The following is an 11,915-nucleotide window of genomic DNA, read 5'->3' as shown; positions in this document are numbered from 1 at the left end:
TAATCTAAAGGAAATAGTTTATATTAATGCTGGTTATGAAGTTATAAAAAAACACTTTATCATTATTTTAGATAAAGTGAACAGCAGCAAAGTAATGATGAGCCATCAAAGGGTTCTCTGATATATTCAGGGTTATAAACAAACAAAATTATTATAAAACAAGGCATGCCTGAATTAAAAAGAAATTAGTTCTGTGAATTAGAGAATAAAAATATTTTAATGTGCTAGCATCCCTATTTATAATAATATATTTTAAGTAACCTAACACGATTATTAATTTGTTTTCCCTTGATCAACTAAAAAATCACGATAATTGACAGTATAAGTAAATCAGAATACATTTAACATAGTTACTGCTTTTAAATATTATTTCTCATATATATTGAAAACGATTACTTTCCAACAAATAAGATAAAGGAGCGTATTATTTATGGATAATTCAACAATGAAAAAAGCGTTGCAGGAGTATGTAGATGCCTTCAATGCGAACGATATTGAACGTTTGATCTCTTTATTTTCTGATGAAGCAAGTGTAGAAGATCCTGTTGGTTCACCACCCAAAAAAGGCCGTAAAGAAATTGAAGCATTTTACAAAGAAAGTATGACTGGTGCCAAACTGGAATTATTAGCATCACCACGCGGTTCTTACAGCAATGCAGCGTCCATTACGTTTGCGGTTCACACGGAGAAAGAAGGGCATTCTATCCGTATCGATGTCACAGATGTAATGACTTTTGATTCCGACGGCAAGATTGCTACCATGCATGCCTATTGGGGTCCAGAGGATATGCAGCAGCTATAGTTATCGACGTATTTGAGTTTACGATTTATAATTTTTCACAAATCTTACGTACGCCAAAATAAATGTTCCTTAAAGATAATATTGGATACATTTTAAAATTTCCGTAGTATATATGAACAGCTTTTGTAAAAGATATTTAAAAGACAAAACCAGAGTTTAGGCTTATTTGAAAGGATGATTATTATGGGACGTTTAACAGGTAAAGTAGCTATCATCACTGGCGCAGCTAACGGCATGGGAGCTTCGGAAGCAAAGCTTTTTGCAAAAGAAGGAGCAAAGGTAGTCGCAACAGATATTAATGATAATCTATTACATGAGGTAATTAACGAAATTAAAGCGGATGGCGGAGAGGCAATCGGCTTGAAACATAACGTGACATCGGAGGAAGAATGGAAACATGTTATTCAAGAAACTGTAGACCACTACGGTAAAGTGGATGTACTTGTAAATAATGCTGGTGTTTCCAGTCCAAAAACAATGGCTCAAATGGAAATGGACGAATGGAATAAAATCATGGATATTGATTTAAATGGCTGTGTTATCGGGATGAAGTATGTAATTCCAGAAATGCAAAAAGCCGGCGGCGGTTCCCTGATTAATATTTCGTCTATCGGCGGGCTAGTCGGTATGGCCGGATCAAGTCCATATACTGCTGCCAAAGGGGCATTACGTTCTTTATCAAAATCAGCAGCTGTTGAATATGGAAAAGATAAAATCCGCGTAAATTCCGTTCATCCGGGTATTATTGAAACACCAATGACTGCGGACACCTTTAAAGATGCTGAAGCTTATTATAAAACATTCACACAGCTTCCTTACTTCGGAAATCCTGAAGATGTTGCATATGGTGTACTGTTCCTGGCATCAGATGAATCCCGTTTTATGACCGGATCTGAGCTTGTGATTGATGGTGGCTGGACTGCGCTTTAAGAGGTAATGATAGAGCAATGTAGCAAGCTAATATATGCAATTTATTTTAATATAGCTTGTTTCTATTGGGATAGACCATACATTTATAAATATGAAAATGATACCCTCTTTTTACGTGATTCGTAGAAAGAGGGTATCTTTTATACAATATGTTACTTAACTCAAAACAAAAAAATAAGACATTGGTTTATAAATTTTCTTGTTTAATGCGAAAAAGTTAATATGGATGCTGCCTGTTCATCTTCGCCATGTTTATCAATAAGTGATAATTCAAGACCAAGAACATGTGCTAATTTTAGTAAAGTAACCAGCTTTGGTATATCTTTCCCGCTTTCCATCCGGCTAATTGTTTTTTGTGGTACATTAGATAACCTCGATAATTCCCGTTGAGATAATTCCTTTCTATCCCGGGCAGCGATTAGTTTTCCTACAATTTCCAGCGAAATAAATAATTCCGGATCTTCCTTTGCTAAATCTTTTCGGACATTCTCAAAGTTCTTCATTATTATAGTACCTGGATAAACGCTTAAGGAAGAAACAATCATCAAATAACAGCGAAAGCAAAATTACCCTATTCAAAAAGAAAAAGATCTTCCAATCGCTGCAACGATATGGAAAATCTTTTCTTTAACTTATTTAGTTAATGTTTTAAATTCGATTCAGCTCTTCAAAAGATTATAATACTCTTTTATAGCATCACTAATTGAATACGAAGGTTTGAAATCCAGCACTTCTTTTGCTTTTGAACAATCAAGCGGAGGAATTTCATCATAGCCAAAGTCACCGGGACCTATTTGAAATACTGTCCCGGGAAATAGTTTTTTCATTATAGAAACTATTTCTTCTGTACTTGTTAAATCTCCTGTTCCAATGTTGATCGTTAAACCATTTGCATCTTTATTATTAATGGTTAACCAAATGGCGTTTACTACATCCTTCACATAAATATACTCTATCTTTTGATCCATTCCCTTATCTTCTATTATATTTTCACCTTTTAAAGCTTTTTCAAGAATATATTTTATTGGATCATGTGTCACCCTTCCAGCTCCAAAAACAAACGGTATCCTTAGAGATGTGATATTCATCCCATATTTTTCATAATAAACCTTCGCAAGGTATTCACCTGTTACTTTGGTTACGCCATAGATAGAAGCTGGTGCCGGCATAGTTTCTTCATGAAGTTTTGCTGCTTTACTATCTCCATAGATTGCTGCTGAGCTTAAATATATCATTTTCTTCACTTGAAAAAGTCTTCCTGCTTCAAACACATTTGAAGTTCCAAGTATATTTGTATTAATTATCTTATTTGGTGAATTTTCAAATCCTTTTGGGTGTGATACTCCACCGCCATGAACAATAATATCTATTTTATGTTTTTCTAATACAGACGCTAAGCGCGAGAAATCATCTACATTTCCCTGCACAAAACTAAAATAGGGAGACTCCATATTCTTGTTTTCCATCATATTTATATCAAAACCGACAACATATAAGTTCTGCTGTAATAAGAGATTTACTAAATAACGGCCGATTAACCCATTACTGCCTGTTACTAAAATATTCAACCTTTATAGTCTCCCTTCTTAAGAGTGTTCCCTGAATCTATTTCGGTATAAAAATTTCCCGGAACCGGGTTCTCCAACTACCTTATTATCTTCAACAATTACTTTACCTCTCGATAAAACATAGTCAATACTCCCCTGCACTTCCATACCTTCATAGACATTATATTCTGTACTCTGTTTCTGAGATGCTTTTGTAATAACACTGGATTTATTGGGATTGAGAATCACTACATCCCCATCACTGCCAACATTAAGACTGCCTTTCTGAGGATATAACCCAAAAATCTTAGCTGGATTCTGACTTGTTATTTCAACAAGCTTTGACATGGAAATTTTCCCTTCACAAACGCCATATTTATAAAGTAATAACAGGGTACTTTCTATGCCTGGCAAACCGTTTGGTGCTTTTGTAAAGTTATTTATACCGTTCTCTTTTCCATTTACATATGGATGTGAGGCATGATCAGAGCCGATTGTAGAAATAGAACCGGATTTAATATTATGCCACAAAGCTTCCTGATCCTTATTCGTTCTTAATGGCGGAGAACAGATGTACTTAACTGCTTCTTTCTCTTCTTGTTTTAAATACTCCTCATTCAAAACTAAATATTGAGGACAGGTTTCTCCAAAAGCGTTAACACCTTTTTCTTTAGCTCTGACAAATTCTTTCAAGGCTTCCTCACAAGTTATATGGACAATATATGCTGGTGCTCCTGTTATTTCAGCAATTCGTAAAGCTCTCGCTGTTGCTTCTGCTTCCGTTGCAGGAGGCCTTGTATAGGCATGATAAATCGGTTTAGTATTATGGCTGTTTAATGCCTCTTCTATAAGACAATCTATTACACTGCCATTTTCAGCATGGATATTGGTTACAACTCCTGCTTTTTTGGCTGCTTTCATTAATAAATATAATTCTTCATCATTCACCATATTTTCTTTGTATGCCATAAATAATTTGATTGATGTAACACCTTCATCTGGTAATTGGGAAATCTGTTCAAGTACATCTTTATCGCATTTATTTATAATAGAGTGAAAGCTATAGTCTATTAAAGCGTTTTGAGCCTTCTCCTTCCACTCTGTTAAATCTTCTAAAAATGTTTGAGAATTATCTGGATCTGTATAATTTATTATCGTAGTTACTCCCCCGGCTGCAGCCGCACTTGTTCCTGTTTCAAAGGCATCCAGAGTTCCTTTAATTCCAAGATGCGTATGCGGGTCTATTAAACCTGGCAGGACATATTTATTTGTTGCATCCAGAATAGTGTCTTCATTGCCGCCAGTAATCTGATTGGATATCATGTTAATTTTTCCATTATCTATTTTTATGTCTGCTTGAAAGGTTTCGGATGCTGTCACTATTGTCCCGTTCTGTATAATTGTAGCCATCTTTTTCCTCCTCATTTTATTTATTTATTTATATAATGTATCGCAGTTTTTGCTAATAGATTTGTTCCCAGCGTAATATCCTCTGCTTTTGCAAATTCTTTAGGGTTATGACTTCCATTTTCAGATCTGATAAAAATCATACCCATATCTGTAATTTCTGCCATTAATTGTGCATCATGGCCTCCACCGCTTGGCATTTCAAACGTCTCCATATCAAGCTCCCGACTTTCCTTCCGCATCGTTTCTAAAATATGTGGTGCTGATTTAGCAGGGTTTGCTTTTAATTTACTGGTTATTGTATATCGTAAATCCCTGCGTTCACAGATTTCTTTAATTCTTTTTTCGAGTGTATCAAGAATAGCTTCTCTGCTTTCTAAATCAGTGTCGCGAATGTCAATCACAGTAGAAACTCTACCGGGGATAATATTTACCTGACTTGGCTGAACATCCATTGTAGCAGCTGTCCCCACAGCATTCCCTCCAGATTTATTCACAATTTTTTCTACCGCTAAAGCAGTTTCACTAGCCCCTAATAAAGCATCATAGCGTAAATCCATTGGCGTAGCACCAACATGATTAGGTTCTCCTTCAAAAACTACCTCTGTTAATGACAAGCCCGTAATAGCTGTGACAATACCAACCGGAGCATTCTCGCGGATCAAAATTGGCCCTTGTTCGACATGCATTTCCAGATATAATTCAAAATCTGTATTCTTTCTTACTGCCTTATCTATATTATCCGCATCTAAGCCAAAATTTTTTAATACTTCATATCTGGATTCACCATTACTATCCGTAACTTTAAGGTCTTCTTTTGTTAACTTGCCTGCCATCGCTCTGCTTCCAAACACTCCACCGGATTGAAATCTTGAACCTTCCTCTTCGCAGAAAGCTATCACTTCCAGTGGACGCATATTAGAGATGCCTTCTTCTTTTAAATGCTGTGCTACTTCTATGCCAGCAATGACACCCACAGTACCGTCATACTTCCCTCCGTTTCCAACAGAATCAACATGTGAGCCTAATGCAACAGCCTTTAATCCAGGGACATCTCCTTCTTTTCTGCCAATTAAATTTCCAGCCTGGTCCAGTCTCACATTTAATCCTGCTTCTTCCATCCATTCGCTAATTAACTCCAGACCTTCTCTATATTCTTTCGTTAAGGCTATTCTGGTGACTCCGCCTTCTTCGGTTTTTCCGATTTGGGCTAGTAATTCTATTCTTTGTTCTAATCTCTCTTTGCTTATCAAAGTACAAACCTCCATATACTGCATTTTATATATACATTGATTAAATTACATTACTGTTTGTATCTTTCTTTTGAGAATCTGTTATCGCTGTCCGTTTTGACCACATTAAAGCGAGATAAGTAACAGCAGCTACTCCTACACCAATAAACCAGTTATAATTATATAAATAACTAATAGATGGAACGATTAATCCGCTATATGCCGCTAAAGCACCTACTATAAAAGCTATTAAACCATTTCTATTCCACCCTCCATATATCCCGTCATGACGGAATAGGCTTGCAAGGTTATAGTTCATTTTACGAATAATAAAGAAATCTATTAACATAATCCCCAATACGGGAGCCATTGTTGCTCCGATTGCTCCCAAAACTACATCTAATGCTCCGCCTTCTTCATACCAAAGCCATGGTGCAGAAATGGCGCCAATCGTTAAAGCTATTGCACCTGATTTGCGAAAATTTAATTTTGATGGAGCCAGATTAGTTAAATCATATCCAACTGCTACCCCATTTGTCGCAACATTAACCGATAAAGTGGATACTAAAATTGAAAGTGCGCCAACAATAACGATGAAAGGGTTTTCAAATCCAGCTAAAACGTAAATTGGATTTGTTACAGGCTCATCAAAGGCATACATCGTTCCTGCTGTAGTCAATAATGCCATTAGCGAAAACAAAATAAACATAGTAGGCATGCCCATTCCTTGCCCTATAATATGATCCTTTTGTGATTTGGAAAATCTGGTTAGATCAGAAATATTCAAGATTAGGGTTGCTACAGTACCTAGTAAAGCTGTCATCCCAAGAAAGAACGTTGGCCAGAAATCCTCACTGGAAATAGTTGAAGGTATGGAAACCAGGTTACCTAATCCACCGGATACATTTACAGCCCAAAATACTAATCCTACTGCAATAACCATGATTACGGGTCCTGCCCATGCTTCAAATTTTCTAACACGTTCCATTCCATGTGTAATAACAAGAGCATGTAATGAAAACGTGATAACAAATGCAATAAATTCATTTAATCCGAGTCCTAAAACATTGATATTTCCCAGGCTATCCCACGCTGGAAAAGAAGATGCAAGAATTACATTAACAGCAATACTGCCAATGTACATATGCACTCCAAACCAGAATATCCCCAGACAAGCCCGAATAAATACTGGTATTTGAGCACCTTTCGTTCCAAAGCTGGCACGGATTAATACCGGGAATGGAACCCCATACTTTGAACCTGAATAACTGTTAAATGCAATGGCAATGAAAGCAACTAAATAAGCGCTGGCAACACAAGCAAAGGCTTGCCAAAAACTCATCCCTGCCACCATTAAATGAGCAGCTACTTCCCATGCAACAATATTGTGGACAATCCCCATCCAAATTGTAGCGTAAGCCCACCAGGTCCAATTCTTCTTTTCACCTGTTAATGGAGCAAGATCAGAGTTATACAAATTTTTATTAGGTTCTTTTCCTTCAACTAAAACTCTTTCTTCTTCCATGACAATCCCTCCATTGTATAAATTGAACATTCTGAATTATATCCTTAACCTTAGAGCATTACGTCTCCACAATTCGGGCCAAGAGTTTGGCCTGTATAAATATTCCCATCTGGTTCCGAAGCCAGAAAAACAGCAGTAGGAGCTACTTCTTCCACTTTTCCAAATCGAGGAATCACTAATTCTTTTTGCTTGTTCCCCTTCCATTCATCACTTACTTCCTTCATCAGCTGTGTTTCAATCGGACCTGGGGCTATGCAGTTTGCTGTAATTCCATATTTCCCGAGTTCCAACGCTACAGACTTCGTAAAACCGATAACTCCTGCTTTAGCAGCAGCATAATGGCTATGTTCGACACTTCCTTTTTGAGCAACCTGTGAAGATATATTAATAATCCTGCCAAATTTATTTTTTATCATATATGGAACAGTTAATCTTGTTGTCAGAAAGATGCTAGTTAAGTTCACTTCTATCATACGGTTCCATGTTAGCGTATCCATTTTATGAATAAGTGTGGGTGTTGATATCCCTGCGCTATTAACTAAAACATCAATTTTTCCGTAGTTTTCTATTGTATTAGAAATTAGCGTCTGTGCTGTATCCTCTTTAGAAATATCTCCTTCCGTTATTATTACCCGGTCTCCATACTGATTCATTTCTTTTTTAAATGCTTCTTTTTCCTCGATATTTCTAGCCAAATAATTTATCGATACTTTCGCGCCTTCTTGCAGAAATGATGTTGCTATTGTATAACCGATGCCTCCTCCAGGACCAGCACCAGTTATAATAGCTACCTTATTTTTCAGTTTCAATTCTACCACTCCTTAAAGCTATTACAATTCAGCAATAGCATCGATTTCTAAAGGTATTCCTTTTAAATCACAGCCAATTGTAGTTCTGGCTGGTAAGTTATCTGTGAAAAACTCTTGATAGACTTTGTCATAGATTTCAAAATCATCTAAGTTAGTTAAATATGTGTTTACTTTAACCACATCTTCCAAACTGCCGCCTGCTGCTTCTAATACATTCTTAACATTAGTAAGCGCTACTCTAGTCTGTTCTTCGATAGTCTCTGGAACCTTACCAGTTTTTATATCAACCGGTGCCTGTCCTGCAACATACACCGTGTTATTTTTTTTAGTAGCTTGAGAAAAATGTCCACCCGGCTTTGGAGCCATACTTGTATTAATAATTTCCTTCATGATAATCTCCCCTTTACTATATTTTGAAACAAATCATGTTACTTCTTTTTATATTCCTTGCGTGCTGCGCACTGTATCTAAATAGTTGTAGAGTGTGTATTTGGAGATTCCATAGTACTCACAGATTTTATCTCCTGACTTTTGAATGAGAAAAGCACCTTTTTCATCCAGATATTTTATCCCCTTTATCTTATCCTCTTTGCTCATATGTGCGACTGGCTTTCCTACATGATTTTGAGCTTCTTGAATTAAAAGGGCTAATACATCATTCACGTTATTCACAAATACTTCCTTTACATCTGTATTAATTTTATTTAGGTCTGTAAACTCCTTAATAGATGTTTCAGCCATCATCAAACTTGTGATATCAAAATTAATACATATACATCCAATAGGTTTTCCTTCACTATTTCGGATATACATTGTAGTTGATCTTAACATTCTTCCGTCTTTTGTCTTTGTCAGGTAGTTATGTTTATCACCTTCCTGATCCGTTCCTCTCAAAACTTCCAATCCTAAATTCGTTCCTGTATCTCCCACTTTCCTGCCTGTAACATGGCCATTTTCAATCCGGACAATTAAACCGCTTCCATATTTCTCGTGCTGCGTTAAATCAAGAAGCACAACTTCACAATCACTGCCAAACTGTTTAGCAATACCTTTTACGGTCGACGTCAAAAAATCAATTTCCTCATTAATATGTTCCATTTTAAAGAGCTCCTATCTATGAATATTCACAATGTTATACTAATTAATTTTTTTTAGTTTGTCAACATTTTTTTTAGTTTGGTTTTTGAGGGATTAGAATATAAAAAGAAGAGTAACAGATTCCCATAAAGAATCTATCACTCTTTCTTAACACCGTTTTCTATTTCTTATTCAACTTATTCTGTATTAAAAACACCAGTGTTTATTTTTAGAGCTTATCCAATCTAATAAGACTTAACAAACCCGCCATCAATCAACAGTGTCTGTCCAGTAATATACGTATTTCGATAAGATCCTAAAAAGACAGCGGCCTCTGCGAATTCCTCCGGTGTGCCATATCGGCCGATTGGAATAGAAGTCTGGACTTTATTTTGCCATTCCTTCAGTTCAACCTGGTTCTTCTCTGCATTTTTCTTATCAAGACTCCGCAATCTATCTGTATCGATTTTGCCCGGCCCGACGATATTAATTAATATCTGGTCCTTTGCATAATCTTCTGCCAGTGATTTGCAAAGGACCTGTACACCGCTTCTAAATATATTGGAAAGCAGCAGCTCGCTGATCGGTTCTTTAATAGAACTCGATGCAATGTATATAATTCTTCCTTGCCCATTTTCCTTCATTAAAGGAATTGCTTCTTTTATTGCCCGTACAGAGCTCATTAAAGTCAGTTCAAATGCATCATACCAAGCTGTCTCATCACTGGTTTCAAAATTAATAACCGGCGGTCCTCCTGCATTACTTACCAGTACATCAAGTACGCCAAAGTGTTCTTTCACAAATGCAAATAAACGGTTGATATCTTCCTTTTTCGAAACATCTGTAACGAATGGAATTACTTCACCGCCTGTCTGAGTTGAAATTTCATCTGCTGTTTTCTTCAGGGTCTCTTCATTTCTGCCGGTAATAATGACAGATGCTCCTTCTTCTGAATACTTATTCGCAATTTCTCTGCCGATCCCTTTGCTTGAAGCTAAAACTAACACCTTTTTGTTTTTTAATTTCAAATCCATTGTTTATCGCTCCTCTCTTTTTTATTTAATATATCATAGTGGAATTGGTATGGAGAAGGATGCGCAGTTTTTATCGAGAAGAACTGATGACTGTAGAGCTGAAAATCTTTTTCTAAATAAAAAACAGCACTCTTTTAAAGACGCTGCAGAAGACATAACTTTCATGAGCATATTAACGATTCTTCACTCGTTAATTTAGGATTGGCTCCAAAACTCTTATAAAAGTACGGTGAAGATATCTTTTCCTCTTCCTCCACCGCAGAAGATTACTTTCCTAAATAAGCAAATCTCCCATGTTTATTTTGAATACATCAGGCATTTCTTCCAGAATCATTCTTCTCTTTTTATTTAAATGAAGGACCCCTCGTCTTCTGATCCACTCCATCAATACCCAAAACTATAGGTCCTCCGCTTATTTTTTACAATATCGGACGAGTCTTCTATGTTATGAATCAGACTCCCCTTTCTTTTTACTTAAACCGGTTTTATTCATGTTTAACTTCAAAGTCTCAATTGCATCCTTTGTTACCGCCAAATGTTTAACTGATGTCTCATACTCCAGCGATGCTACGCACATAAATAAAATATCAATCACCTGGAGTTGGGACATTCTTGATGACATAGCACCACTTCTAAATGTTGGTTCTCCAGTCGCAGACGTGTATAAATTAATACTCGCCTGCTCTGTAACAGGCCATTTTCCATATCTTGTTAAACTAATTGTACCTGCGCCATTTTCACGGGCAATCTCTAGGATATTCGCAACTTCTTCTGTTTCGCCGGAAAATGATATACCAACAACTACATCGTTTTTTTCTGCATTTGCAACAAGAGTTGCGGCCATGTGCATATCTTCAAAAGCATATGCATTTTTATTAATCCTTAAAAACTTCTGTTCAGCATCATGTGCAATAATACTTGATGCACCTACCCCAATAAAGTGTATTCTGCGTGCTTTTTTTAAAAGATGGACCGCCCGATCAAGTTCATCAATACTTAGTAATTCCGCTGTTTCCCGAATCGTTTGAATACTATTATTTGTCATTTTCTCGATAATAGACATAGTGCCCTCATTCGGTTTAATATCTTGGATTCCTGCTTGAGTTGTTTTTTGCAGGTCGCCTGCCACTCTTATTTTTAACTCATGAAACCCTTTTAAATTTAATGATTTGCATAATCGAATGACAGCTGCTCCACTTGTTGCGCTTCTTTTTCCAAGATCGTTCGCAGTTAGTGAAATGATTTCTTGCGGATTCTCTAAGATATATATTGCTATTTTCTTTCCAGATGGTGATAGCCCGGAAAGCATTTCTTTAATTCTCATTAAACCACCAGTCATATAAGCCATACTATCAACTCTTTTCTTATATAGTCTCCAATTTTCAAATGCTGTATATTTTTGATTTTTATTTTCAGGTCCATAATATAAAATCACCCACCATATCAAAAGAATAATTCATATTCTGCAATCCAGCAATTCCGGGAGAGCTTAACAACAGCCTTTGGTCAAATCAAGAAACCTTTTTAGCTATTACGAAACGTATACAGGTCA

The 11,915-nt window shown here is 36.4% G+C and carries 12 protein-coding genes; 2 read left to right on the top strand and 10 right to left on the bottom strand.

Annotated elements, in window-relative coordinates; genetic code table 11:
- Positions 1-430 precede the first annotated feature (430 nt).
- Both BN1068_RS04885 and BN1068_RS04880 read left to right on the top strand, forming a co-directional pair.
- The gene (locus BN1068_RS04885; RefSeq protein WP_077601709.1) at positions 431-802 is read left to right on the top strand and encodes a nuclear transport factor 2 family protein; all 372 of its coding nucleotides are present in this window, start codon (positions 431-433) and stop codon (positions 800-802) included.
- A gap of 183 nt (positions 803-985) precedes the next feature.
- Positions 986-1,732: an SDR family NAD(P)-dependent oxidoreductase gene (locus BN1068_RS04880; RefSeq protein ID WP_077601708.1), complete on the top strand. Its 747-nt coding sequence runs from the start codon at positions 986-988 to the stop codon at positions 1,730-1,732.
- A gap of 203 nt (positions 1,733-1,935) precedes the next feature.
- Here BN1068_RS04880 and BN1068_RS04875 read toward each other — a convergent pair whose 3' ends face one another.
- From BN1068_RS04875 to BN1068_RS04830, 10 genes are all read right to left on the bottom strand, one after another.
- Positions 1,936-2,235 carry a helix-turn-helix transcriptional regulator gene (locus BN1068_RS04875; RefSeq protein WP_254846709.1) on the bottom strand — a complete coding sequence of 100 codons (300 nt, stop codon included), beginning with the start codon at positions 2,233-2,235 and terminating at the stop codon, positions 1,936-1,938.
- 156 nt (positions 2,236-2,391) lie between these two features.
- Positions 2,392-3,300 carry an NAD-dependent epimerase/dehydratase family protein gene (locus BN1068_RS04870; RefSeq protein WP_077601707.1) on the bottom strand — a complete coding sequence of 303 codons (909 nt, stop codon included), beginning with the start codon at positions 3,298-3,300 and terminating at the stop codon, positions 2,392-2,394.
- 18 nt (positions 3,301-3,318) lie between these two features.
- Positions 3,319-4,689: a dihydropyrimidinase gene (gene hydA / locus BN1068_RS04865; RefSeq protein ID WP_175637076.1), complete on the bottom strand. Its 1,371-nt coding sequence runs from the start codon at positions 4,687-4,689 to the stop codon at positions 3,319-3,321.
- A gap of 20 nt (positions 4,690-4,709) precedes the next feature.
- Entirely contained in the window at positions 4,710-5,939 is a 1,230-nt protein-coding gene (locus BN1068_RS04860; protein WP_175637075.1) for a M20 family metallo-hydrolase, read from the bottom strand.
- A 40-nt stretch (positions 5,940-5,979) separates the two neighbouring features.
- Positions 5,980-7,443 (bottom strand): NCS1 family nucleobase:cation symporter-1, encoded by a 1,464-nt coding sequence (locus BN1068_RS04855; protein ID WP_175637074.1) that lies wholly within the window; start codon positions 7,441-7,443, stop codon positions 5,980-5,982.
- 50 nt (positions 7,444-7,493) lie between these two features.
- A complete protein-coding gene (locus tag BN1068_RS04850; protein WP_077601703.1) occupies positions 7,494-8,252 on the bottom strand; it encodes an SDR family NAD(P)-dependent oxidoreductase in 759 nt (252 codons plus the stop codon).
- A 21-nt stretch (positions 8,253-8,273) separates the two neighbouring features.
- Positions 8,274-8,642 (bottom strand): RidA family protein, encoded by a 369-nt coding sequence (locus tag BN1068_RS04845; RefSeq protein WP_139344734.1) that lies wholly within the window; start codon positions 8,640-8,642, stop codon positions 8,274-8,276.
- Between the two features lie 48 nt (positions 8,643-8,690).
- The gene (locus BN1068_RS04840; RefSeq protein WP_077601701.1) at positions 8,691-9,350 is read right to left on the bottom strand and encodes a helix-turn-helix transcriptional regulator; all 660 of its coding nucleotides are present in this window, start codon (positions 9,348-9,350) and stop codon (positions 8,691-8,693) included.
- 224 nt (positions 9,351-9,574) lie between these two features.
- Positions 9,575-10,363 (bottom strand): SDR family oxidoreductase, encoded by a 789-nt coding sequence (locus BN1068_RS04835; protein WP_077601700.1) that lies wholly within the window; start codon positions 10,361-10,363, stop codon positions 9,575-9,577.
- A 445-nt stretch (positions 10,364-10,808) separates the two neighbouring features.
- Positions 10,809-11,711, bottom strand: coding sequence for a MurR/RpiR family transcriptional regulator (locus BN1068_RS04830; protein WP_077601699.1), 903 nt, complete (start codon positions 11,709-11,711; stop codon positions 10,809-10,811).
- Positions 11,712-11,915 lie beyond the last annotated feature (204 nt).

The sequence above is a fragment of the Oceanobacillus sojae genome (assembly GCF_900162665.1).
Lineage (GTDB): Bacteria > Bacillota > Bacilli > Bacillales > Amphibacillaceae > Oceanobacillus > Oceanobacillus sojae_A.
Note: the sequence above shows the minus strand (reverse complement) of the source record. Positions and strands in the feature narration are given on the sequence as shown.

Coding starts and splice junctions, on each gene's coding strand:
- BN1068_RS04835 (WP_077601700.1), bottom strand. CDS start 10,363: ATGGATTTGAAATTAAAAAACAAAAAGGTGTTAGTTTTAGCTTCAAGC.
- hydA (WP_175637076.1), bottom strand. CDS start 4,689: ATGGCTACAATTATACAGAACGGGACAATAGTGACAGCATCCGAAACC.
- BN1068_RS04830 (WP_077601699.1), bottom strand. CDS start 11,711: ATGGCTTATATGACTGGTGGTTTAATGAGAATTAAAGAAATGCTTTCC.
- BN1068_RS04845 (WP_139344734.1), bottom strand. CDS start 8,642: ATGAAGGAAATTATTAATACAAGTATGGCTCCAAAGCCGGGTGGACAT.
- BN1068_RS04885 (WP_077601709.1), top strand. CDS start 431: ATGGATAATTCAACAATGAAAAAAGCGTTGCAGGAGTATGTAGATGCC.
- BN1068_RS04855 (WP_175637074.1), bottom strand. CDS start 7,443: ATGGAAGAAGAAAGAGTTTTAGTTGAAGGAAAAGAACCTAATAAAAAT.
- BN1068_RS04840 (WP_077601701.1), bottom strand. CDS start 9,350: ATGGAACATATTAATGAGGAAATTGATTTTTTGACGTCGACCGTAAAA.
- BN1068_RS04880 (WP_077601708.1), top strand. CDS start 986: ATGGGACGTTTAACAGGTAAAGTAGCTATCATCACTGGCGCAGCTAAC.
- BN1068_RS04875 (WP_254846709.1), bottom strand. CDS start 2,235: ATGAAGAACTTTGAGAATGTCCGAAAAGATTTAGCAAAGGAAGATCCG.